18 protein-coding genes are annotated in these 23,023 nt (G+C 66.1%); 12 read left to right on the plus strand and 6 right to left on the minus strand.

All coding sequences use genetic code 11. From position 1 onward, the window contains the following. Positions 1-280: 280 nt before the first annotated feature. From coaD to EYF70_RS04950, 3 genes are read left to right on the plus strand one after another with little or no spacing between them, the layout of a single operon-like run. Complete coding sequence (coaD, locus tag EYF70_RS04940; protein ID WP_131144412.1) at positions 281-1,402, plus strand: pantetheine-phosphate adenylyltransferase; 1,122 nt, start codon at positions 281-283, stop codon at positions 1,400-1,402. 4 nt (positions 1,403-1,406) lie between these two features. Then, a complete protein-coding gene (locus EYF70_RS04945; RefSeq protein ID WP_131144413.1) occupies positions 1,407-2,279 on the plus strand; it encodes an AraC family transcriptional regulator in 873 nt (290 codons plus the stop codon). Between the two features lie 60 nt (positions 2,280-2,339). Next, positions 2,340-3,587 (plus strand): glycosyltransferase, encoded by a 1,248-nt coding sequence (locus EYF70_RS04950; RefSeq protein WP_131144414.1) that lies wholly within the window; start codon positions 2,340-2,342, stop codon positions 3,585-3,587. Between the two features lie 79 nt (positions 3,588-3,666). Here the strand turns inward: EYF70_RS04950 and EYF70_RS04955 are convergent, their stop codons facing one another. Continuing rightward, positions 3,667-4,515, minus strand: coding sequence for a hypothetical protein (locus tag EYF70_RS04955; protein ID WP_131144415.1), 849 nt, complete (start codon positions 4,513-4,515; stop codon positions 3,667-3,669). A gap of 202 nt (positions 4,516-4,717) precedes the next feature. On the opposite strand from EYF70_RS04955, the gene EYF70_RS04960 reads away from it, so the two are divergent. Next, positions 4,718-5,089, plus strand: coding sequence for a lysozyme inhibitor LprI family protein (locus tag EYF70_RS04960; RefSeq protein ID WP_131144416.1), 372 nt, complete (start codon positions 4,718-4,720; stop codon positions 5,087-5,089). A gap of 36 nt (positions 5,090-5,125) precedes the next feature. On the opposite strand, the gene EYF70_RS04965 is transcribed toward EYF70_RS04960, so the two are convergent. Then, complete coding sequence (locus EYF70_RS04965; protein WP_131144417.1) at positions 5,126-5,896, minus strand: helix-turn-helix domain-containing protein; 771 nt, start codon at positions 5,894-5,896, stop codon at positions 5,126-5,128. 177 nt (positions 5,897-6,073) lie between these two features. Between EYF70_RS04965 and EYF70_RS04970 the strand changes: the two genes are divergently transcribed. Next, positions 6,074-6,847 (plus strand): class I SAM-dependent methyltransferase, encoded by a 774-nt coding sequence (locus EYF70_RS04970; RefSeq protein ID WP_131144418.1) that lies wholly within the window; start codon positions 6,074-6,076, stop codon positions 6,845-6,847. A 116-nt stretch (positions 6,848-6,963) separates the two neighbouring features. Here EYF70_RS04970 and EYF70_RS04975 read toward each other — a convergent pair whose 3' ends face one another. From EYF70_RS04975 to EYF70_RS04985, 3 genes are all read right to left on the minus strand, one after another. Next, positions 6,964-7,698, minus strand: coding sequence for a tetratricopeptide repeat protein (locus EYF70_RS04975; protein ID WP_229420707.1), 735 nt, complete (start codon positions 7,696-7,698; stop codon positions 6,964-6,966). A 38-nt stretch (positions 7,699-7,736) separates the two neighbouring features. Continuing rightward, positions 7,737-9,860 (minus strand): bifunctional 2',3'-cyclic-nucleotide 2'-phosphodiesterase/3'-nucleotidase, encoded by a 2,124-nt coding sequence (locus EYF70_RS04980; protein ID WP_131144419.1) that lies wholly within the window; start codon positions 9,858-9,860, stop codon positions 7,737-7,739. 276 nt (positions 9,861-10,136) lie between these two features. After that, complete coding sequence (locus EYF70_RS04985; RefSeq protein ID WP_131148898.1) at positions 10,137-12,491, minus strand: TonB-dependent receptor plug domain-containing protein; 2,355 nt, start codon at positions 12,489-12,491, stop codon at positions 10,137-10,139. 288 nt (positions 12,492-12,779) lie between these two features. Between EYF70_RS04985 and EYF70_RS04990 the strand changes: the two genes are divergently transcribed. The 3 genes from EYF70_RS04990 to EYF70_RS05000 all read left to right on the plus strand — a co-directional run bounded on the left by EYF70_RS04990 (position 12,780) and on the right by EYF70_RS05000 (position 17,234). Next, positions 12,780-16,106 carry an error-prone DNA polymerase gene (locus EYF70_RS04990; protein ID WP_131144420.1) on the plus strand — a complete coding sequence of 1,109 codons (3,327 nt, stop codon included), beginning with the start codon at positions 12,780-12,782 and terminating at the stop codon, positions 16,104-16,106. A 152-nt stretch (positions 16,107-16,258) separates the two neighbouring features. After that, complete coding sequence (locus tag EYF70_RS04995) at positions 16,259-16,702, plus strand: hypothetical protein (RefSeq protein ID WP_131144421.1); 444 nt, start codon at positions 16,259-16,261, stop codon at positions 16,700-16,702. 43 nt (positions 16,703-16,745) lie between these two features. Beyond that, complete coding sequence (locus EYF70_RS05000; RefSeq protein WP_131144422.1) at positions 16,746-17,234, plus strand: GNAT family N-acetyltransferase; 489 nt, start codon at positions 16,746-16,748, stop codon at positions 17,232-17,234. 220 nt (positions 17,235-17,454) lie between these two features. On the opposite strand, the gene EYF70_RS05005 is transcribed toward EYF70_RS05000, so the two are convergent. Further along, a complete protein-coding gene (locus tag EYF70_RS05005) occupies positions 17,455-17,934 on the minus strand; it encodes a PRC-barrel domain-containing protein (RefSeq protein WP_131144423.1) in 480 nt (159 codons plus the stop codon). Positions 17,935-18,113: 179 nt separating this feature from the next. On the opposite strand from EYF70_RS05005, the gene pyrG reads away from it, so the two are divergent. The 4 genes from pyrG (at position 18,114) to ftsB (ending at position 22,695) form a co-directional block, all read left to right on the plus strand. After that, entirely contained in the window at positions 18,114-19,775 is a 1,662-nt protein-coding gene (gene pyrG, locus EYF70_RS05010; protein WP_131144424.1) for a CTP synthase, read from the plus strand. Continuing rightward, positions 19,772-20,626 carry a 3-deoxy-8-phosphooctulonate synthase gene (kdsA, locus tag EYF70_RS05015; protein WP_131144425.1) on the plus strand — a complete coding sequence of 285 codons (855 nt, stop codon included), beginning with the start codon at positions 19,772-19,774 and terminating at the stop codon, positions 20,624-20,626. The genes pyrG and kdsA overlap by 4 nt, the downstream gene beginning before the upstream one ends. A gap of 296 nt (positions 20,627-20,922) precedes the next feature. Continuing rightward, positions 20,923-22,206 (plus strand): phosphopyruvate hydratase, encoded by a 1,284-nt coding sequence (gene eno, locus EYF70_RS05020; RefSeq protein WP_131144426.1) that lies wholly within the window; start codon positions 20,923-20,925, stop codon positions 22,204-22,206. Between the two features lie 147 nt (positions 22,207-22,353). Then, positions 22,354-22,695, plus strand: coding sequence for a cell division protein FtsB (gene ftsB, locus EYF70_RS05025; protein ID WP_131144427.1), 342 nt, complete (start codon positions 22,354-22,356; stop codon positions 22,693-22,695). The last annotated feature ends 328 nt before the right edge of the window (positions 22,696-23,023 follow it).

The raw sequence follows: 23,023 nt of genomic DNA on the forward strand, positions 1-23,023 counted from the left end.
GGAATGCTGGCATGCATGCCAGCATCGTTCCGCAGGCGCGAAGCAGGCTTCGCGAAACCCCTGCTTCACCCCGCCGGGGCGTAGCCGGGGTTTCAAGGAGCATCGCTCCTTGCCGGCGTAGCGGTACTGGCCTGCAGGCCAGTACTCCTCCCTGACCCCCGAATTTGCACTTGGGGTGGGCTTATACAGGCGGCATCGACCTGTCACCGGTTTTTTGAAGCGGTTGTCCCTGGTGCTGGGCTAGAATGCCCGTATTGACAGACAGCCAACAGGGCGGCGCATGAAAAGAATCGGTTTCTCGGGCACGCTGGACCCGATCACCAATGGCCACATGTGGGTGATCGGCGAAGCCCGTTCGATCGCGGATGAAGTGATCGTCTTCCTGTCGCAGAATTCCACCAAGCAGCCCCGTTTCTCGGCCGAGGAACGGCGCGCGATCGTGCTGGAAAGCTGCGCCGAACGCCAGTGGGACAACGTGCAGGTGTTGATCGTGAAGAGCGACTATACGGCGCGCGTGGCGCGCAAGCATGGCGTCGACTACCTGATCCGCGGCATCCGCACCACGGCCGATTTCGATTACGAAAACCTGATCCAGCAGACCAACGTGGAAGTGATCGGCGGCGCCAAGACGCTGTTCGTGATGCCGCCGCGCGACCTGGGCTCGGTCAGCTCCAGCTTCGTCAAGGCGCTGGAAGGCCCGGTGGGCTGGAACTGGACGACCAAGAAATTCGTGCCGGCGCCGGCCTACCGCGCCTGGATCCTCAGCTGGCTGCACAAGGAATGGCAGGCGCTGTTCCAGGGCGACGCGGCGCCAGGCTGGTTCGCCCGGCTGACCGGCGCCGACGCCTACGGCGGCGCCACGCGCCATTATCACAACCTCGACCACCTGGTGCACGGCCTGGCCGAGATCCGCGCCTGGGCCGCCAACACGGGCGCGACCGCGGCCGACGCGGACCTGGTGCGCGCCGCGTTCTGGTTCCACGACGCGTACTACGGCCACGGGCCGGGGGCCGTGTCGAACGAGGAAGCCAGCGCGCAGTTGTGGCTCGGCAGCGGCCTGGAACCGGATGCCGGCCGGGCCGGCGAAGTGGCGACGCTGATCCGCGCCACCGACCACCTGCAGGGCGGCCACGTGGCCCATCCGCTCAAGGAAATCCTGCTGGGCGTGGACCTGGCGATCCTGGGGCAGGACGAGGAAGTGTACGCCCACTACGCGCGCGGCATCCGCGCCGAATATGGCCACGTGCCCGAGGAGCGCTACGGCAGCCAGCGCGCCGCCGTGCTCGAACACCTGCGCGGCAAGGCTTATGCCGGCACGCTGTATGCCGACCCATGGTTTGCCGAGCAGTACAACGAACCGGCCATCGTCAACATGACGCGCGAGCTGGCGCAGCTGGCCTGACACCATGTTCAGCGTGCTCCGGGCAGCCTCCGGGCCGCTGGCGGAAGCGGTGCGCGGATTCGTCGCCGTCTCCATGCTGGACCAGCCGTGGCCGCCGCGTGGCGCACCAATCAACCGTTTCCCGGCGATGGTCTACTGCGGTGTCACGATGATCACCGATGGCGAGGTCGCGCTGCTGGACGATGGCGGATGCCCTGGCCGGATCGCTCCGCACTGGACCGTGTCCGGCCCGCGCACCCGCCCGGTGGCATCGCTGACCCTGGCGCCGCTGCGCTGCGTCACCGCCATCCTGTATCCGGATGCCTTCCGGCTGTTGACGGGGTGCGAGCCGGCGCGGCTGAAGGACCGCAACGATGCCGGCCAGGCCTGGCTGCCGGACGAATGGAACGAGTGGCCGGCGGCGCTGCAGGCGCGGGCCAGCCAGCCGGATGCGCAGATCGCGTGGATGGAACAATGGCTGCTGTGCCGCTGGCTGCCGGTGCGGCCGCGCTGGGACAGGAATATCGGTACCCTGGTGCGGGCGCCCGCCGTGCGCAAGCCGGCGGACGCGGCGCGCGCCATCGGTGTCAGCCACCGCCAGTTGCAGCGCCAGGCATTGGCGGCAATCGGCCTGCCGCCCGCCAGGGTGCATCGCCTGCAACGGGCGGAGCAAGCGCTGGGCAGGCTCGCCGGCCCGCGCGGCGAAGGCGCTCCCTTGCCGCTGGCACGGCTGGCGGCCGACCTGGGTTTCGCCGACCAGCCCCACCTGACCCGCGACATCTGCGACCTGACCGGCCTGCCGCCGGCGCGGCTGGCCGCGGCGGTCGCGCACGATCCCGACTACTGGGTGTATCGCCTGGATGGCGGCGCTGTCGCTTTTCTTCAAGACACCGGCTAGCAGGAGCGTGGAGGATGTCGTCCGCCCGCACCGGGCGGATGACAGCAATGAGGACCACGCATGAAATTCACCTTCCTGACTTACGGCACCGAGGGCGACACCCGGCCGCTGGTGGCGCTCGCGCAGGCGCTGGCCGCGCACGGGCACCAGGTGCACCTGCTGGCCGATCGCTCGGCCGGCGCCAGCGCCCAGGCCCGCGGCATCGGCTTCACGCCTCTGGCGGGCGATATCCGGCAAGCCCTGGCGCCGCATGGCTCGCTGGGCCGCGTGGTGCGGCAGGGGGCCAATCTCGACAAGATCACGCGGGCCTTCGCCGCCATCGCCAGCGGCCATACGGTCGAATGGATGCGCGCCGCGCGCGAGGCGGCCGAAGGCAGCGATGCGCTGGTGTTTTCCGGCCTGGCCAGCTATGCCGGCCTGGCCGTGGCCGAGGGACTCGACCTGCCTTGTGTCGGCGCCGGGCTGTGGCCGATGACACCCACCGGCGACTTCCCGTCCGTGTTCCTGCGCCAGCGGCGCTGGCCTCGCTGGGCCAACCGGGCTTCCCACCGCCTGTTCGCGGGACTGGCCTGGTCATCCTTCCGGGACAATATCAACCATGGCAGGCACGCCGTGTTCGGCCAGCCGCCCGTGACGAGGATGTGGAGCGGTTATCCGGTCCTGTACGGCTGCTCGCCGACGCTGCTGCCGGAACCAGCCGACTGGCCGGGCGAAGTGGAAGTGTGCGGCGCCTGGCATGCCGCCGACCGCGCATGGCGCCCGCCGCCAGCGCTGGCCGCGTTCCTGGAGCAGGGCGAGCCGCCGGCCTATATCGGCTTCGGCAGCATGGCGGGGTTCGACACGCGCACGCTCCGCCACGCCATCGTCGAGGCGGTGGGCGGGCGCCGCGCGCTGTTCTATCCTGGCTGGAGCGGCATCGACGCGGCCGGATTGCCAGCCAATTTCCACGTGCTGGACGATACCCCGCACGACTGGCTGTTCCCGCGTACCTCGGTCATCGTGCACCACGGCGGCGCTGGTACAAGCCACGCCGCCGCGCGCTCCGGCGTGCCTTCCGTGGTCGTGCCGTTTGCCGGCGACCAGTTCTTCTGGGCCGACCGGCTGGCCCGCCTCGGCATCGCCGGCGTCTGCCCGGCGCCGCGCAAGCTCGACAGCGCCATGCTGCGCGGCCTGATGGACCGGGCCGCCGGCCTGCGCGACAACGCGCGCGTGGTCGCGGCCCGGATGGCTGTCGAGGACGGCGTGCGCGCGGCCCGGCACCGCCTGCTGGGCGGGGTGGCGAAACACCTCGCGCCGGCGGAAAGATGACCTTGCACAGCCGGGCCGTGCGGCTTGCCCAGCGCACCGGCGCGTGCCGTGGCCGCCGGCGCTGGCGCGATGCCGGGTCTTACCCCTGCGGCACCGGGCGCACGGCCTCTACCCATTTCTCGGGCGTGCAGCTCGACCAGAGCGTGTTGGGAGCATAGAACATCGCCGGCCTGGCGCGCGCGATCTGCAGGAAGGAGGGCTGCTGCAGGGCCTGGATCTTGCCGTCATTGACGAGGAATTCCACCGAATACTTGGGATACGCCATGACGATCCCTTGCTCGAGGAACGTCAGGTCCTGTGGCCGCAACACATCGGCCAGGCGCTGTTCGGAATCGCCCGGCACCAGTTCGCCAAGTTCTTCGAGCATGTCTTCGTCGAACTCGCGCTGCCGGTGATCGCTGCGCGCCTTGGACAATACCTTGACGACCTTGAACGGATTGGTGCCCATTTCAACCAGTGCCTTGACCTGGCCGATGGCCGGGTTCTCCAGCACGGCCTTGATGCTCTTCATCGTGGACTGTCCACTGAATTGCAGTGCGACGTCCGGCGCGGGCTGCGCCGCCCGAACCAGCGACTCGGCCCATCGGCCCGCTTCCTGGGCCCAGTAATGATGCCGCGCCGTGGCGTAACCCCGGCAGGAATAGAACGCTTCCGCCTGCGCACGGGTCAGCGTGCCGTACAGCTTGCCGTCCTTGAAGACCACGCCGCCGGTCGGCCCGTCCGTCAGGCCCACGTAGCTGACCGTGCCGCCGTTCGAAGTCAGCACTTCGAAACGCTCCGTGGCGGCTTCCTCGGGAATACTGCGAATGACCGTGCGCGCGTCGCTCAGGGCGGTGATGTGCAGCGACCCCGGCCGGCTTTCCGGTTCTTCGGCCCGCACAGCGGTGGTGGCAAGCAGGAATAATGTGATGGCGGTGACTGTACGCATGGAATTCTTTTCGGGAAAAGCCGTGATTGTAAAACTATTACATTAAAACTATTGCATTAAAACCATTACTTTCGGAAGAGATCGACGCGGATGACTTCCTGCTCCCGGTTTGCCAAACAGTTTTCATTATGATAATTTCCCGCCCTTGCGCGGGTCCGCAGCGCCGGTGGCGGCGCAGGGCCCGCCGCATGCCGAGGAAAACATGAAACGCTTATTACTTGCTGTCCTGCTGTCCGCATCGGGCGCCGCCCTGGCCAATTCCGCCTGCGACAAGCCGAAAAACGATTTCGATGGCCTGTACTGCCTGAACAAGGTGTACCAGGAAGCCGACCGCGAACTGAACGACAACTACCAGAAGCTCTCCGGCAAGCTTGATGCCGATGGCAAGAAGGCTCTGAAGAAAGGCCAGCTCGCATGGATCCGTTCCCGCAACGAATCCTGCTCCAAGCTGGAACCCGGCCACTTCTTCGTCGACCTGCAATGCGCCACCGATACCACGATTTCGCGCGCCCAGTTCCTGCAGGACCGCGTGCGCGAATGCGTCAGCTCGGGCTGCCAGAACAGCAAGCTGTAAGGCACCGCCTGGGTGGCCCCACCTTTCCCGGGCCGCTCATGCGGGTTCCAGGCACACCAGCTTGCACTCCTGCTGCGCGGCGACCAGCAGCGTGGTTTGCAGGAAGCGCAGCACGCCGCGCTCGGGGTGGTGGAATACCCGCTGCCCGCCTTCGCGATGCAGCACCGCCTGCTCCTTCCAATGGCGCGCGAAGAGCTCGCTTTTCATCGACAGTTCGTCGATCAATTCCAGGAACACCGCATCGTGCGGACAACGGCTGTAGTCGGCACGGAACTCGGCGACCAGTCGCCGGGACCGTTCCGGCCAGTCCGCGATCAGGTCCTGGGCAAGCGGCGAGAGAAACACGAACCGCATCAGGTTGCGGTCAGCCGTCCCGTCATCCAGCCAGCCGCTGAACAGCCCGGCGGCCGGGACATTCCAGGCCCTGGCCGTCCAGGTCCGGTCGAGGAGGTAGGCCGGGACGGTGACCAGCGATGGCAGGGTCAGCAGGCTGCCGGGCAGGTCGGCGTGGGCGGTGGCCGGGGCGGGATCGCGCTTTTGCGCCAGGTCGAACATCGAGGCGCGCTCGGCCGAGGTCAGCCGCAACGCATCGGCCAGGCGGGCCAGTGCGGCGGCGGATGCCGCGACATCGCGCCCCTGTTCCAACCACGTGATCCAGGTAACGCTGACGCCGGCCGCATCGGCCAGTTCCTCGCGCCGCAGGCCGGGCGTGCGGCGCCGGCCGAATGCCTTGGCCGGTGGGGGCAGGCGCTCGCGGTGGGCGCGGATGAAGGTACCGAGCAGGTGGCGGGGATCGGGCTGGGTCATGGGGAAGGGGGCGTGGCGGGCTGGTTCATGGGAGGATGGCGAATGGGGGCATGGTGCACGGGAGGCTGGTCAACGGGACTATTGTTCGTGGGACCATTTATACCAGGATAAATTGCCATCTTGTACCAGTTAAAGGACGTGGACACAATGGTCTTCCCACTGACCCAGGAGTCCATCATGAACGCCCCCAGCCACAACGATATCGTCGACAGCCAGTTCAGCCCGCAGGCGCATGCCTATCTCACCAGCGCGGTCCATGCCAGCGGCGCGGACCTGGAGCGGATGGCCAGCCTGGTGGGCCTGCGTCCGGAAGCGGTCGCGCTGGACATGGGGTGCGGCGGCGGCCATGCCACGTTCCACCTGGCGCCGCTGGTGGGCAAGGTGGTCGCCTGCGATCTCTCCGAGCCGATGCTGCGTGTGGTGGCCGGGGAGGCCGACCGCCGCGGGTTCGGCAATGTCGTCACCAAGCGCAGCGCCGCGGAGTCGCTGCCATGTCCTTCTGCATCCTTCGATGTGGCGGTGACCCGGTACAGCGCACACCACTGGCGCGACGTGCCCGCCGGCCTCGCGCAGATGCGCCGCGCACTGAAGCCGGGCGGCATGGCCATCTTCATGGACGTCGTCACGCCCGGCATGCCGCTGCTCGACACGTGGCTGCAAAGCCTGGAACTGCTGCGCGACCCTTCGCACGTGCGCAACGCCTCGCTGGATGAATGGCGCACGGCCCTGGCCGCCGCCGGCTTCGCTGTCGGCGAGGTGACGACCTTCCGGCTGCGCCTGGAGTTCGCGTCATGGGTGGAGCGGATGAAGACGCCGGAAGCGCACGTCGCTGCCATCCGTTCGCTGCAGCGGCGCGCCGGGACGGAGGTGCGGGAGTATTTCGCCATCGAGGAGGATGGCAGCTTCACGGTGGATACGATGCTGATCGTCGGGCATGCCGAAAACCGGTGACAGGCTCCAATTTCCAAAAAACGGTGACAGGCTCCAATTTCCGGGAAATATTTCCCAATAAATGGTGACTGTCACCGTTTTTCGTTTTTCACTGCTGCCGGTACCCGCGTGGCAAGCTAGAAGCGATTCCAGTTGTTGCGCCGGTGTTCGGTGGCTTCCTTCATCAGGTGGCTGGCGCGCTGCGGGTCGTCGACCGTCAGCGCCAGTTCCTGCAGCGCCGGCGGATACTCCCGCTCGGCGGCTTCTTCCAGCAAGGAGCGGGCTTTCTGCGGGTCGGCGGCCACGCCGTCGCCATTGCGGTAGGCATACGACAGCAGGAACATCGCATGCGCGTTGCCCAGGTCGCTGGCCAGTTGCAGCCAGCGCGCGGCGGTGGCCGCGTCGCGGGGCACGCCGTCGCCGTTGCGCGCCATCATGCCCAGCTTCAGCGCGGCCCTGGCCTGGCCCCCCTCGGCGGCGCGCTGGTACCACGCCCACGCGGCGGGCGGGCCGGCGGGATTTCCCTCGGCAGTGCGATACAGCTCGCCGAGGTGGAACGCGGCCTGGGCATCGTTCGCCAGGGCGGCGCGGCGCAGCAGCGCCATCGCTTCGGCGCGCCGCTCCGGGCGCGAGCGGTACAGGATGCCCAGTTCCCGCTCGGCCACCGCATTGCCGTGTTCGGCCAGGCGGAGCAGCTCGCGCTCGGCCGCGCCATCGTTGCGCTGCGCCGCGGCCATCGACAGCGCCTCGATCCGCGCCGCATCGGGTGGCGGTTCGTGGCTGCAAGCGGCCAGCACGGCCACCAGCACCGCCGCCAGCATCGACCTCGGCACCGTTTTCGGCACCGCTTTTGGCACCGCTTTTGGCACCATTGTTGGCAATCCCTGCCGCATCGACCGGAAGGCGCGGCTCATTTCGACAGGTCGATGGTGTACTTGCCGAAGCCGCTGGCATCGAGGCCGCTTTCGCCAGTCACGACGGCGATGCCGTTGGCGCGCGCGATGGCCAGGTGGCCCGGCGCGGAACGCAGGATCACCGGCCCGGCCGTCTTCACCTTCGCGAACGACCAGCTGCGCGCACTGCCGTTGGCGGCCAGCGTGACCTTGCCGCCGCCCGCCTTGCCGATGCCTTGCAGGTAGCTGGAAACCACCGCCTGGTTCGCATCCGGCGACTTGATGATCGTCTTGCTGCCGTCGATGCCCGGCACGCCGCCACCGCCGCCGGCGCGGTAATCGTTGGTGGCCACGATGAAGTCGTCGCCATCCGCCACCGGCTTGCCCTGGTAGACGAGGTTGACGATGCGGCTGCCTGCCGGCTGCGTCACGTCGATCTGGTAGGTCAGCGCATTGTCCTCGGCATAGAACACGTCGTAGTTGTAGATCGTGCCGTAGCTGGGCACCAGGTCCTGCTCGGCCGTGCTGGCCGGGTCGATGCGGCCGAACTGTTTCGCGGAAGCTTCCAGCCAGGCCTTCAGGTCCGAACCCTTGATCTTCACGGCTTGCAGGTTGTTGTTGCCGTACAGGTAAAGGTCGCCCGGGTTGCGGATCTGCAGGCCGACCGGCGCGGCCGCGGTGGCGCCCGGCGCCACGTCGGTGAAGTCCGAAGGGCCGTTGCGGCCCGCCTTGAACGGCGCGCTGCACGAGATCACGGGGATGTTCTTGTAACTGGCCAGCGTCGCATCGGTCGACGTGGCGATGAAGTTCTTCACGTAGGCGATCTGCGCCTGGTTCACCAGCTGGATCGCGGTCACGTCGCCCACCAGCGAGAAATACGACGACATCTCGAAGTCGGTCGTCACGCCCAGCGGTTCCTTGGCGTAGGCGATGGTGGCGGCATGCTCGTCGGCGATCAGCGCGGCGATCGCGGGATCGGCCTTCACGGTGGTCACCCCGTCGGTGTACTTGAAGCCGCGCGACTCGACGGTGGTTTTGGCCGGCTGCGTGACCCATTTGCCGCCCTGGTACACCATCGTCATCCGGATGATGCCGAGGCGCCGGCCCCAGCTCTGCGCCATCACCGCCGGCACGCCGTTGACGAAGCCGTTGACCGCATCGACGTTGGCGCTGGCCGGCAGCGCCGCCAGCGAAGGATCGAGCGCGGCGGCGCCGCTTTCCTTCCCCTTCGGGAAGATCAGGTGCGAGTGGCCGATCATCAGCGCATCGATGCCGGTGCCGGCCAGGTGGTAGCTCTGGTTTTCCATCTTCGGGCTGTAGGCGCCTACATCGAGGCCGCCGTGCGACAGGGCCACGATCACGTGCGCGCCCTTGCCGCGCAACTCGGGAATATACTGCGCCGCCGCTTCCTTCGAACCCGAAACGGCGACCTTGCCGGCCAGGTTCTTCTGGTCCCACTCCAGGATCTGCGGCGGCACGAAACTCATGATGCCGATGTTGATGACGACGTTGATATCGCTGCCATCCGGCGCCTTGCCGACGAAGGCGCGCGGCAGTACCGCGTAGGGCTGGAACAGCGGCTTGCCGCTGGCCACGCCGGTCACGTTGGTCAGCACCAGCGGGAACGCGGGCGCGCCGCAGTTGCCGGCGGGTTTCGTCACGCCGGGAATGTTCAGGTCCGTGTTCGTTACCTGCGACAGGAACGGCAGGCCGTAGTTGAATTCATGGTTGCCGAAGCCGCCGCCGTCGTACTTCAGCGCGTTCATGGCCTTGTGCACGGCCAGCGTGGCGGTGCAGGGGATCGGTTTCGTGACCGCCTGCAGGTCGGACAGCAGCGTGCCCTGGATCACGTCGCCATCGTCGAGCAGCACGTTGTTCGGGTTTTCCGCGCGCGCGGCGGCGATCAGCGTGGCGGTGCGGTCCATGCCCAGGCTCGCATCGTCGGCCAGCGCATAGTAGTTGTAGCCGAGGACATTCGAGTGCAGGTCGGTGGTTTCCATCAGCGCGAACGTGACGGTGGTGCCTTCCGGGATGCCGCCGGCCGCCGGTGCCGTCACGCCGCCCGGGTCGTCGCTATCGCTGCCGCAACCCACCACGCCAGCCGCGATCAGTGCCGCCAGCATCGCCATATTCGTTTTCATGTTCATTGTCCCCGGCAAAAATAAAACGCGACTGTAGCGGCGCGATGTGACGCGAAGATGACACATAAAAATGGGACAGGCTCCGATTTTCTGGAAATGTTTCTCGAAAATCGGAGCCTGTCCCCATTTTTTAAGAGTTGCCCAAAACCGGGGTCAGACCCCGATTCCTGGAAATATTTCTTCAAACCGGGGTCAGACCCCGGTTTTTGGAAACATTTCCCGGAAAATGGGGTACGTCGGATCGCCGAACCGCCCCATTTTCAAGCAACGTTGACGTCAGAACTTCACATGCAGCCGGGCGAAGTACGACGTGCCGTTCAGGCCGAACTGCACGCTGTCGTACTTGAAGCCGTTGTCGGTTTCGTCCGGATTCTGCGCGGTCGGCTTGGCGCCGAAGATGTTGTTGGCGCCAGCCGTGAACTTGATGTTCTGGTTCACGCTGTAGCTCAGCGACAGGTCGGCCGAGGTCTTGGCCTTGTAGTACAGGTTCGGTACGCCGGCGGCGGTGCCGCTGAAGGTACCCAAGGTCTGCGGGCCGAAGTGGATGATCTTGAAGTCCGTGTCCAGCGGGCCGGTCACGTAGCTGAAGCCCAGCGTGGCCTTGCGGCGCGGGCCGCCCTGCTCGATGAACAGGCGTTCGCGTTCGGACAGCAGCACGTCTTCGAAGCCGGCCAGCGAAGCCGGCGCGTGGATGTCTTCCACCGTCGTCTTCGAGAAGTTCGCCGCCAGGAAGGTCGTCAGCCGGTTGCCGAACAGCGTGCCGCGGTGCGATGCGGTCAGGTCCAGGCCCTGCGTCTTGGTGTCCACCGAGTTGACGAAGAACTGTGCCTGGCCCACGCCCAGCGTCGACAGGCGCGCGGCCAGTTCCGGGTAGTTGTCGGCATCGAAGCGGCCGGACAGCACGATGCGGTCCTTGATCTTGATGTGGTACAGGTCGGCCGTGACGGAGATCGTGTCGGTCGGCGTCCACGTGGTGCCCAGCGTGAAGCTGGTGGACTTTTCTTCCTTCAGGTTCGGGATGCCGGCCAGCCTGGCGACGGCGCCGCCGTTCGGGGCCAGCACCACGTCGGTCGGCACGCCGCCGATGAAGTCGGTGAAGGTCGAGGAGAAGAACGCCTGCTGCAGCGACGGCGCGCGGAAGCCGGTGCTGGCCGAAGCGCGCAGCAGGGCGGCCGGCGCCACGCGGTAGCTGCCGGCCAGCTTGCCGGTCACGGTGGAGCCGAAGTCGCTGTATTTTTCCCAGCGCACCGCGCCTTGCAGCTTGGCCGCGTCGGTGAGGTCCGCTTCCAGGTCGAGGTACAGGGCGGTGCTGTGGCGGCGCGCATTCGTCACGTCGCCGGGCTGGAAGCCGGGGAAGCCCTGGCTGCCGGCATTGCCGCCTTCGCCCACGCCATCGGCATCCACGTAGGAGCCCGGCTCGCCGGCGAAGATCTTGTATTTCTCGACGCGGTATTCGCCACCGAATGCCACGTTCAGGCCCTTGCCCATCACGCCGTCGAAGTAGCGCGCGAAGTCGGCATTGGTGGTCCACTGCTCGAACGAGAAGCCGCCTGCATCGAAGTGGTCGGGGCTGATGCCCTGGCCGCCACCGAGCAGGTCGGCATTGGCGATCGACGCGTTCAGCGTGTTGCTGATGTCGTACATCAGGCGGTTGTAGCCGTAGGTCTGCGAGATGTCGGCATTCCACTCGCCCAGCCGGGCGCGGTGGCCGATGATGGCGGTGCGGTCATCCATGTCGCCATTGATGAAGGGCACGAAGCCTTCCGGATACATGGCCGCCGAGTTGCGGCTCGGGATATCGTCGGTGCCGACGCCGCCGCGGCCGAAGGCGGCGGACGAGGCGTCGCGCTTCTGCACGCCGCCGGTGAAGTAGAACCTGCCCGTGCCGCCGGCCACGCCGGTGGGGATTTCGCCGTTCACGTACAGCGTCTGGTTCTCGGTCTTCGAGTCGCCGATGATGCGCGGGTTGTCCGGCTCGGAGCGGTCGGAGCGGCCGCGGTCCAGGTATTCGCCGGTGATGCCGACCACGCCGCCGCCCAGCGCGATGCCGCAGTAGGCCGATGCCAGCCAGTTCTCGCCGTCGCCGGCCGAGTACTGGCCGTAGCCGGTGACGGCTTCGCAGCCCAGGCTTTTCTTCAGGCCGATATCCATCACGCCGGCGATCGCATCGGAGCCGTATTGCGCCGCGGCGCCGTCGCGCAGCACCTGCACGTCGCGGATCGCCAGCATCGGGATCGCGTTCAGGTCGGTGCCCGTGTTGCCCCGGTTACGCGCGCCGAACAGGTTCACCAGCGACGACGTGTGGCGGCGCTTGCCGTTCACCAGCACCAGGGTCTGGTCCGAGCCCAGGCCGCGCAGCGCGGCCGAGTCGACCAGGTCGGCGCCGTCCGCACCCGACTGGCGGGTGGAGTTGAACGAGGGCGAGATATTGGTCAGCGTCTGCGACAGGTCGAACTGGCCGCCTTTCTCGGCGGCGGCGGTGAGCGGGATCACGTCGATCGGCACCACGGTATCGGTGGCGGAACTGGTGGCGCGGCGTGAACCGACGATGCTCACGGTCTGCATCTGCTGCGGCGTCGCTACCTGCACCGGCTCGGATGCCGGTTGTTGCTGCGCCATTGCGGCAGGCATGAAAACGAGGGCGGATGAACCATACAGGGCGGACAGGACAGCAAGGCGTAGCGTGGACAAGGGGGTCTCCCGGCGGGTAAAGCGGGAATTTTATCGGCCTGTCAACGTTTGACCTAGGGAGCAAATTGCCAAGTGTGACTATTTTACAAATAGCGCAGCTTTCCTCCGCGCGCCCGTGAAATTCTGGTATGGAAACCGCTGCCCGGCACGGATGACGAAAACGCGGATCGAACGGGTTCCGCCACGTATAATACTGTATGTTTATACAGTATCAAGTGCCATCCGATCATGTCCGCCGCCACGCCACCCTTCAGCCTGCCGCCTTATGCGGAGCTGTTCTGCATGACGAATTTTTCCTTCCTGCAGGGCGCTTCGCATGCCGAGGAACTGGTGGCCCGCGCCATGCAGCTCGACTACACGGCGCTGGCCATCACCGACGAGTGCTCGCTGGCCGGCGTGGTGCGGGCACATGGCGAGGCCAAGGCGTCGAAGTGGCATGGCGAGGATCACCAGCGCCTGCTGATCGGCAGCTGGTTCCGGCTGACCAGGCCGGATGGCGGCGAAGCCCTGTCGCTGCTCGCCATCGCGAAGAACCGCAACGGCTACGGCAACCTGTCGGAAATGATCACGCTGGGCCGCACCCGCGCCGCCAAGGGCGAATACCTGCTGCAGCCCGATGATTTCGCGGCACCGCCGCCCGAGCGCGCGCACTTGCGCGGCATGCCCGATTGCCTGCTGGTGCTGCTGCCCACGTATCCCGTGTGGGAAGCGGCGGACGTGGACCGGCTGCATGCGCAGGCGGCGTGGATGGCCGCCACCTTCGGCGGGCGCGCCTGGCTCGGCCTCACGCTGCTGCAGCGCGCCTTCGACGAAGGCCACCGGCAAAGCATCGAGGAAGTGGCGGCCCAGCACAAGCTGCCGGTCGTGGCGGCGGGGCAGGTCTGCATGCACGTGCGCTCGCGCAAGCCGCTGCACGACACGCTGTCGGCGATCCGACTCGGCAAGCCGGTGGCCGAATGCGGCTACGCGCTGGCGCAGAACGCCGAGCAGCACCTGCGCTCGCGCGTGCGGCTCGCCAATGTCTACCCGCGCGAGGCGCTGGCGGAAACCGTGCGCGTCGCCGCGCAGTGCACGTTCTCGCTGGACGAGCTGCGCTACGAATACCCGAGCGAGCTGATACCGGCGGGGCACACGCCGGCCTCCTACCTGCGGCAGGAAACCTATGCGGGCGCGCTGGTGCGCTACCCCGACGGCATTCCCGCCAAGGTGCAGCGGCAGGTCGAGGAAGAACTGGAACTGGTCGCCGAACTGAAGTACGAATACTTCTTCCTCACCGTATACGACATCGTGCGCTTCGCCCGCCAGCAGGAAATCCTGTGCCAGGGCCGCGGTTCGGCGGCCAACTCCGCCGTATGCTACTGCCTCGGCATCACCGAGGTCAATCCGGCCGAGAGCACGCTGCTGATGGGGCGCTTCATTTCGCGCGAGCGCGACGAACCACCCGACATCGACGTCGACTTCGAGCACCAGCGGCGCGAGGAAGTGATCCAGTACATCTACGCGAAATACGGACGCCACCGCGCCGCGCTGGCCGCCACCGTGATCTGCTACCGGCCGAAAAGCGCGCTGCGCGATGCCGGCAAGGCGCTCGGCGTGGACCTGGCCATCGTGGAAAAAGTGGCCAAGTCGCACCACTGGTTCGACAGCAAGCACGAGCTGCTGAACCGCTTCGCCGAATGCGGGCTCGATCCGGAAACCCCGCTGGCCAACCAGTGGGCCAGCCTGGCGCAGAAGATGCTGGGCTTTCCGCGCCACCTGTCGCAGCACGTGGGCGGCTTCGTCATCGCCCAGGACAAGCTGTCGCGCCTGGTGCCGATCGAGAACGCCACGATGAAGGACCGCAGCGTGATCCAGTGGGACAAGGACGACCTGGAAGAACTGGGCCTGCTGAAGGTGGATGTGCTGGCGCTGGGTATGCTGTCGGCCCTGCGGCGCGCGCTGAACCTGGTCAGCGTGCGCCGCGGCGAGGAGTTTCGCATGCAGGACGTGCCGCGCGACGATGCCGCCACCTACGACATGATGTGCGAAGCCGATACGGTGGGCGTGTTCCAGATCGAGTCGCGCGCGCAGATGACGATGCTGCCGCGGCTGCGCCCGCGCCGCTTCTACGACCTGGTGATCGAGGTGGCGCTGGTGCGGCCCGGCCCGATCCAGGGCGGCATGGTGCACCCCTACCTGCAGCGCCGCCTCGACCCCACGCTGATCGATTACCCGGAAGGCCTGAAGCCGGCGCTGGAGCGCACGCTGGGCGTGCCGATCTTCCAGGAGCAGGTGATGCAGGTGGCCATGATCGCCGCCGGCTTCTCGCAGGGCGAGGCGGACCAGCTGCGCCGCGCGATGGCGGCCTGGAAGCGCAAGGGCGGCATGGACAAATATCGGGGCCGCATCATCGAAGGCATGACGGCAAAGGGCTACGATATCGAGTTCGCGCACCGCATCTGCGAACAGATCCAGGGCTTCGGCGAATACGGCTTTCCCGAATCGCACGCGGCCAGCTTTGCCTTGCTGACCTACGTGAGCTCGTGGATCAAGTGCCACGAGCCGGCCGCGTTCCTGTGCGCGCTGCTGAACAGCCAGCCGATGGGGTTCTACGGGCCGTCCCAGCTGGTGCAGGATGCCAGGCGGCATGGCGTGGAAGTGCGCCCCGTCGACATCACGGTGAGCGGCTGGGATTCGGCGCTGGAAGAAAAGGACGATGGTGGCCAGCCGGCGGTCCATGATGGGAGAGCGCACGGCGAGCAGCCTTCCGTGCATGATGGGAGGGCGCACGGCGAGCAGCCTGCCGTGCATGATGGGAGAGCGCACGGCGAGCAGCCTGCCGTGCATGATGGGAAGGTGCACGGCGAACAGCCTGCCGTGCGGTTAGGCATGTCGCTGCTGCGCGGCATGCGGCTCGAGGCGGCGGAGCGGATCGAGCAGACCCGCGCGCTGCGGCCGTTCGCCGACGTGGCCGACCTGGCACGCCGCGCGCAGCTGGACCGCCACGACCTGCAGGTGCTGGCCGGCGCCAATGCGCTGGCCAGCCTGGCCGGCAACCGCCGCCAGGCGTTGTGGGAAGCGGTGGGCGCGGTGCCGGACAAGGACTTGCTGCGCCCCACCCAGCCGGTCGAGGAAACCCCGCTCCTGCGCGCGCCCAGCGAAGGCGACGACATCGTCGGCGACTACCGTTCGCATGGGTTGACGCTGGGCCGGCATCCGCTGGCGCTGCTGCGCCCGCAACTGCTGCAGAAGCGCTTCCTGCCGGCCGACGTGCTGAACACCTTCGCCGACGGCCAGCTGGCGCGCGGCGCCGGCATCGTCACCGTGCGCCAGCGGCCCGGCACCGCGAAGGGCGTGCTGTTCATCACGATCGAAGATGAAACGGGCAATGTCAACGTGATCGTCTGGCCCGACCTGGTCGACCGGTTCCGGCGCGAGGTACTGGGCGCCTCGCTGCTGGGCGTGTATGGTGTATGGCAGCAGGAAGGCATCGTGCGGCACCTGGTCGCCAAGCGGCTGGTCGACCTGTCGCCGATGCTGGGCAGCCTGCCTACCTCGAGCCGGGATTTTTGCTGAGCGCCAATCCGCGGCGCATCCGGGGTAGCATGGCGGGATGACCGATATCACCAGCGTCCCAACCTCACCAACCTCACCAACCTCACCAGTCTCACCAGCCTCACCCATCCCACCAACCCTTACCAACCTCACTCATCATCAAGGAGAATGCCATGAACCAGCCATTGCAGGATGAACGCATCGCCACCTCGCTGCGGATCGAAGTCCAGCTGTCTTCGGCCGATGCCTGGCCGGTGCAGTTCACGATGCTGGACAGTAACGGCGAAGCGCTGCCGGCGGCGGTCACCTTGCGCGACGGCGAACTGGAAAACCTGCACGATGTGCTGGCCAAGATCGCCGCCCATGCCGCACCGGCCGCCGGCGGGCTGCCGTTCGGCGGCCCCGACGAAACGCGCGTCATCCTCGGTTTCGATGACTACGTCACGCCGCATTTCAATTTCTACTGCACGTTCGCGTACCCGTCTGCCGAGGGGGGCTACCATCCCGTGACCGGGCGCGCGCTCGTCACCGATGCCTCGCTGGCGCGGCTGGTCGACGGCCTGCGCGAAGTGAAGGACGCCGGGCAGGGCGTGGTCGACTGGGTGATCGCCGACTGAACCGCGTATTCCCGCCATCGGCCTTTGCTGGCAAAATAGGCCGATGGACAATTTGACAATACGACCCGCCACCGTTGCCGATGCGTCCGCCATCGGCTCCCTGATCCTGGACCTGCTGCCGTACCTGACCGTGCACCCGCAAGGGCTGGGCGCGGAAAAGTTCGTCGCCAATGTCGGCATCGATGCCCAGCGGCGCTACCTGGGCCAGGACATTTTCCGCTACCACGTCGCGCTGCAGGGCGAGCACCTGCTGGGCGTCGTCGCCGTGCGCGACAATACCCATCTGTTCCACCTGTTCATCCGGGAAGCGCATCACGGCAAGGGATTGGGCCGGCGCCTGTGGGAGGTGGCGCGCGACGACGCCATGGCAAGGGGCAACCCGGGCCGCTTCACGGTCAACTCGGCGCGGCGCGCCACCGGGCTGTACCTGCGCTTGGGCTTCGTGCAGGCGGGCGGGCCGGTCGAGCACGATGGCATCGTCGACGTGCCGATGCGGTGGGAAAAACCGGAGGACAGGGAAAACGCCCACTGAGGACATCCGCCGCAGGGCAGAGCGGACTCAGGGCAGGGCAGACTCAGGGCAGGGCAGGGCAGGGCAGGGCAGGCTGCCAGGAAAGCGGAACCGGAGGCTGAAAAAGACGCACCCTCCGTAGAGGGTGCGTTGCGGCCGGGTTATGGCCGAAGCCGGCGGCCCGCGCAGGACGCAACCGGCAAGGGAGATGACGGGTCAGTACAGCCGGCCCGTCATGCCATCACAATACGCGGCCCGAATCGTGCCCGAGCGGCGAACTGGTGGAACCTGCAGAACTCGTGGAACTGGTCGCGGCACGGCTGGTGCCGCCGCTGGTGCCATAATAACTGTGTATTTCATCGGCCCACGCACGGTTGGCCATGTCGGGCCAGCGGTCCTTGTCGAAGCCGGGGGCGTTCTCGATGCGCTCCTTGTCGATGTTCAGGCGCAACTGGTGATTGGCCGTATCCAGCGCCAGCGCTTCCCACGGGATCGCGAACAGCTTTTCGCCGATCGTCAGCACGCCGCCCGATGCCATCACCACGTAGGCCACCTGGCCGCTCTGCATGTCGAGCATGATTTCCTTCACGGTGCCCAGGTGCTCGTCCTGCATGTTGTGCACGTGGTCGCCGATCAGCGTATCGGCGCCCATCAGGCGCGGTCCCGGGCCCTGGTGCCCCTGGTCGACATAGTTGCCGTATCCATCGCGTTCGAAACTCATGGTCGCCTCCTGTTGAAATAAAGATATTTTCCGTCCGGGCAGCCGCGCGGTCTGTTCGTTCGCGCACAATTACGCCGCCTCGACAGGGGTGGGAGACGGGGGCGGCGGATGATCCGGCTGGCGAATTAAGCTATAATTTCAATTTCCCGCATCGCGCCTTTCCGGCGCCCGATCTCGCAATGACCAAATTTGTCTTCGTCACTGGTGGCGTTGTGTCGTCCCTTGGTAAGGGGATTGCCGCCGCCTCCCTCGCCGCGATTCTCGAATCGCGCGGCCTCAAAGTCACCATGCTCAAGCTGGACCCGTACATCAACGTGGACCCCGGCACGATGAGCCCCATGCAGCACGGTGAAGTCTTCGTTACCGACGATGGCGCCGAAACCGACCTGGACCTCGGCCACTACGAGCGTTTCATCAGCACCCGCATGCGCAAGGTGAACAACTTCACCACCGGGCAGATCTACGAATCCGTGATCCGCAAGGAACGCCGTGGTGAATACCTGGGCAAGACGGTCCAGGTGATCCCGCACATCACCAATGAAATCCAGGATTACATCCGCCGCGGCGCGGAAGGCTACGACATCGCGCTGTGCGAGATCGGCGGCACCGTGGGCGATATCGAATCGCTGCCGTTCCTGGAAGCGGCGCGCCAGCTGAGCCTGCGCGCCGGCCGCAAGAACTGCGCGTTCGTGCACCTCACGCTGGTGCCGTTCATCGCCTCCGCCGGCGAACTGAAGACCAAGCCCACCCAGCACTCGGTGCAGAAGCTGCGCGAGATCGGCATTTCGCCGAACGCGCTGCTGTGCCGTGCCGACCGCAAGATCCCGGATGACGAGCGCGCCAAGATCTCGCTGTTCTCGAACATCGAGGAACGCGCCGTGATCTCCGTGTGGGACGTCGACACCATCTATAAAGTGCCGCAGATGCTGCACGACCAGGGCCTCGACGCGATCATCTGCGAAGCGCTGGACATCGAGCCGGCACCGGCCGACCTGTCCGTGTGGAGCAAGCTGATCTACACGCTCGAGCATCCGAAGCAGGAGGTGTCGATCGGCATGGTCGGCAAGTACGTGGAGCTGACCGAGTCGTACAAGTCGCTCACCGAAGCGCTGCGCCACGCCGGCATCCATACCGAGAGCCGTGTCAACATCGAGTACATCGATTCGGAAGAGATCGAATCGAAGGGCACCGAGACGCTGGCCAAGTACGATGCGATCCTGGTACCGGGCGGCTTCGGCAAGCGCGGCGTGGAAGGCAAGATCCGCGCGGCGCAGTTCGCACGCGAAAACAAGGTGCCGTACCTGGGCATCTGCCTGGGCATGCAGGTGGCGCTGATCGAATACGCGCGCCACAAGGCCGGCCTGGTGAACGCCAACTCCACCGAGTTCGAACCGCAGACCGACCAGCCCGTGGTGGCGCTGATCGACGAGTGGCAGAACCAGGACGGCAAGGTGGAAAAGCGCGACATCAATTCCGACCTGGGCGGCACGATGCGCCTGGGCGCGCAAGCCTGCGCGGTCAAGCCGGGCACGCTGGCGCACGACATCTACGGCGGCGTGGTCACCGAGCGCCATCGCCACCGCTACGAAGCGAACAACCATTACCTGTCGCGCGTGGAAGAAGCGGGCCTGGTGGTGGCGGCGCGCACGCCGACCGAAGACCTGTGCGAGATCATGGAACTGCCGCGCACGGGCGACAACGCGCACCCGTGGTACATGGGCGTGCAGTACCACCCTGAATTCAAGTCGACGCCGCGCGACGGCCACCCGCTGTTCACGTCGTTCATCAAGGCTGCGCTGGCTCACAAGGCGGCGGGCCAACCGAAAGGAGACGCAGCATGAAGCTTTGTGGCTTCGAGATCGGCCTCGACCAGCCGTTCTTCCTGATCGCCGGCACCTGCGTGATCGAATCGCGCCAGATGGCGTTCGACGTCGCCGGCGCGATGAAGGAAATGACCGCCGAACTGGGCATCCCCTATATCTATAAATCGTCGTTCGACAAGGCCAACCGTTCCTCGGGCACCTCGTACCGCGGGCCGGGCATGGAAAAGGGCCTGGAGATCCTGGGCGACGTGAAGCGCGAGCTGGGCGTGCCGGTGCTCACCGACGTGCACTCGATCGAGGAAATCGAGATCGTGTCGTCCGTGGTGGACGTGCTGCAGACGCCGGCCTTCCTGTGCCGCCAGACCGATTTCATCAATGCCTGCGCGCAGTCCGGCCTGCCGGTGAACATCAAGAAGGGCCAGTTCCTGGCGCCGCACGACATGAAGAACGTGATCGACAAGGCCCGTGCCGCCGCGAGGGCGAAGGGCCTGAACGAAGACAACTTCATGGCCTGCGAGCGGGGCGCTTCGTTCGGCTACAACAACCTGGTGTCCGACATGCGCTCGCTGGCGATCATGCGCGAAACCGGCGCGCCGGTGGTGTTCGATGCCACGCACTCGGTGCAGCTGCCGGGCGGTAACGGCACCTCGTCGGGCGGCATGCGCGACATGGTGCCCGTGCTGTCGCGCGCGGCCGTCGCCGTGGGCGTGGCCGGCCTGTTCATGGAAACGCACCCCACGCCGGCCACCGCGCTGTCGGACGGTCCGAACGCCGTGCCGCTGGGCCGCATGAAGGAACTGCTGTCCACGCTGATCGAACTCGATCGCATCACCAAGAAGTCGGGCTTCCTCGAAAACAGCTTCGAGTAAGCGCTCGCGAGCCAAGGCTCCATAAAACCCAACGGCATGAAACTGGGGTCCGACCCGCCGGGTCGGACCCCGGCATCTGTCGTTGGGTTTTTGTCGTTTACCGGGCCATGCCAGCACCATTCAGCGCCTTGCAGGAGCATTTTGTAGTAAGCCGCCGCGCTTCCCTACATGGCCATCCTCTGTTACCCTTGCTGCAATTTTGCGCGCGGAACAATGCGACAGCGTGCTGCGGCGATGCATGCAGCCATGTCCGGGAAACGCGCACCGCCTGCTACCCCCAACTTTGGAGACTACACATGAGTGCAATCGTAGATATCATCGGCCGCGAGATCATCGACTCGCGCGGCAATCCAACCGTCGAATGCGACGTGCTGCTGGAGTCGGGCGTGATGGGCCGTGCCGCCGTGCCGTCGGGCGCGTCGACCGGTTCGCGCGAAGCCATCGAGCTGCGTGACGGCGATCCGAAGCGCTACTTCGGCAAGGGCGTGCTGCAGGCCTGCGAGAACATCAACACCGAGATCTCCGAAGCCATCATGGGCCTGGACGCGAACGAGCAGGCCTTCCTGGACCGCACCCTGATCGACCTGGACGGCACCGAGAACAAGTCGCGCCTGGGCGCCAACGCGATGCTGGCCGTGTCGATGGCTGTCGCCAAGGCCGCCGCCGAGGAAGCCGGCCTGCCGCTGTACCGCTACTTCGGCGGTTCGGGCTCGATGCAGATGCCGGTGCCGATGATGAATGTGATCAATGGCGGCGCGCACGCCGACAACAACCTGGACATCCAGGAATTCATGATCATCCCGGTCGGTGCACCGACCTTCAAGGAAGCGATCCGTTACGGCGCCGAAGTGTTCCACACGCTGAAGAAGATCCTGCACAAGAAGGGCCTGAGCACGGCCGTGGGCGACGAAGGCGGCTTCGCACCGTCGCTGGCGAACCATGAAGATGCCATCAAGCTGATCATCCAGGCCATCGAGGAAGCCGGCTACGAGCCGGGCACGCAGATCGCCATCGGCCTGGACTGCGCCGCCTCCGAGTTCTACAAGGACGGCAAGTACCAGCTGGAAGGCGAAGGCCTGTCGCTGACGGCCACCGAGTTCACCAACCTGCTGTCGACCTGGTGCGACAAGTACCCGATCATCTCGATCGAGGACGCCATGCACGAAGGCGACTGGGAAGGCTGGGCGATCCTGACCGAAGCGCTGGGCAAGAAGGTGCAGCTGGTGGGCGACGACCTGTTCGTCACCAACACCAAGATCCTGAAGGAAGGCATCCAGAAAGGCATCGCCAACTCGATCCTCATCAAGATCAACCAGATCGGCACGCTGACCGAAACGTTCGCCGCCATCGAGATGGCCAAGCGCGCCGGCTACACCGCCGTGATCTCGCACCGCTCGGGCGAAACGGAAGATTCGACGATCGCCGACATCGCCGTGGGCCTGAACGCGCTGCAGATCAAGACCGGCTCCATGTCCCGCTCGGACCGCATGGCCAAGTACAACCAGCTGCTGCGCATCGAGGAAGACCTGGGCGACATCGCTTCCTATCCGGGCCGCGACGCGTTCTACAACCTGAAGTAATGCGCTTGAAGTAGCCGCCCTGAGTCGACGCGTTGGAGGTAAACGCGTTCGAAGTGCGGCGACTCAAGTAAAATGCCCGTGAAGTAACAACAGCATCTTTCACCACTATGACACCGGCCGGGCTTCCCGGCCGGTGCTTTTATTTCCATGCGTCTGATTACCCTCGTCCTGGCGGCGCTGCTGCTGCTGATTCAGTATCCGTTGTGGCTGGGAAAGGGCGGTTGGCTCAAGGTGCAGGACCTCGAACAGCAGGTCGACGCGGCCCACGCGAAGAACGAGGAACTGCGGCGCCGCAACGCCAAGCTCGATTCCGAAGTGCGCGACCTGAAGGACGGCACCGGCGCCGTCGAGGAACGCGCGCGCTACGAGCTGTCGATGATCAAGCAAAACGAAATCTACGTGCAAATCCTGCGCAAGGGCCAGATTCCTGGCGACGGCGCCACGCCGGCCCCACCACCTCCCCCCGAGCCAGGCAAGACGGCACGGTAACCGCGAAGAAATTGGGATAGACCCAATCCCGCTAGATAAGCCCACCCCAAGTGCAAATTCCGGGGTCAGGGAAGAGTACTGGCGTGCAGGCCAGTACCGCTACGCCGGCAAGGAGCGATGCTCCTTGAGACCCGGCTACGCCCCGGCGGGGTGAAGCAGGGGTTTCGCGAAGCATGCTTCGCGCCTGCGCAACGGTCCTGGCATGCTTGCCAGGACTCCCTCCTGACCCCAGCCCTTCGCCGTTGGGGTGCACGCATGCGTTTTCAATGCCCCAGAAAAATTGGGTACGTCCCCATTTTCCAGGAAATATTGTTGAGCCCCAACTTGG

The organism is Pseudoduganella albidiflava (genome assembly GCF_004322755.1).
Classification (GTDB): Bacteria; Pseudomonadota; Gammaproteobacteria; order Burkholderiales; family Burkholderiaceae_D; genus Rugamonas; species Rugamonas albidiflava.

Coding starts and splice junctions, on each gene's coding strand:
- coaD (WP_131144412.1), top strand. CDS start 281: ATGAAAAGAATCGGTTTCTCGGGCACGCTGGACCCGATCACCAATGGC.
- EYF70_RS04945 (WP_131144413.1), top strand. CDS start 1,407: ATGTTCAGCGTGCTCCGGGCAGCCTCCGGGCCGCTGGCGGAAGCGGTG.
- EYF70_RS04950 (WP_131144414.1), top strand. CDS start 2,340: ATGAAATTCACCTTCCTGACTTACGGCACCGAGGGCGACACCCGGCCG.
- EYF70_RS04955 (WP_131144415.1), bottom strand. CDS start 4,515: ATGCGTACAGTCACCGCCATCACATTATTCCTGCTTGCCACCACCGCT.
- EYF70_RS04960 (WP_131144416.1), top strand. CDS start 4,718: ATGAAACGCTTATTACTTGCTGTCCTGCTGTCCGCATCGGGCGCCGCC.
- EYF70_RS04965 (WP_131144417.1), bottom strand. CDS start 5,896: ATGACCCAGCCCGATCCCCGCCACCTGCTCGGTACCTTCATCCGCGCC.
- EYF70_RS04970 (WP_131144418.1), top strand. CDS start 6,074: ATGAACGCCCCCAGCCACAACGATATCGTCGACAGCCAGTTCAGCCCG.
- EYF70_RS04975 (WP_229420707.1), bottom strand. CDS start 7,698: ATGGTGCCAAAAGCGGTGCCAAAAGCGGTGCCGAAAACGGTGCCGAGG.
- EYF70_RS04980 (WP_131144419.1), bottom strand. CDS start 9,860: ATGAAAACGAATATGGCGATGCTGGCGGCACTGATCGCGGCTGGCGTG.
- EYF70_RS04985 (WP_131148898.1), bottom strand. CDS start 12,491: ATGCCTGCCGCAATGGCGCAGCAACAACCGGCATCCGAGCCGGTGCAG.
- EYF70_RS04990 (WP_131144420.1), top strand. CDS start 12,780: ATGTCCGCCGCCACGCCACCCTTCAGCCTGCCGCCTTATGCGGAGCTG.
- EYF70_RS04995 (WP_131144421.1), top strand. CDS start 16,259: ATGAACCAGCCATTGCAGGATGAACGCATCGCCACCTCGCTGCGGATC.
- EYF70_RS05000 (WP_131144422.1), top strand. CDS start 16,746: ATGGACAATTTGACAATACGACCCGCCACCGTTGCCGATGCGTCCGCC.
- EYF70_RS05005 (WP_131144423.1), bottom strand. CDS start 17,934: ATGAGTTTCGAACGCGATGGATACGGCAACTATGTCGACCAGGGGCAC.
- pyrG (WP_131144424.1), top strand. CDS start 18,114: ATGACCAAATTTGTCTTCGTCACTGGTGGCGTTGTGTCGTCCCTTGGT.
- kdsA (WP_131144425.1), top strand. CDS start 19,772: ATGAAGCTTTGTGGCTTCGAGATCGGCCTCGACCAGCCGTTCTTCCTG.
- eno (WP_131144426.1), top strand. CDS start 20,923: ATGAGTGCAATCGTAGATATCATCGGCCGCGAGATCATCGACTCGCGC.
- ftsB (WP_131144427.1), top strand. CDS start 22,354: ATGCGTCTGATTACCCTCGTCCTGGCGGCGCTGCTGCTGCTGATTCAG.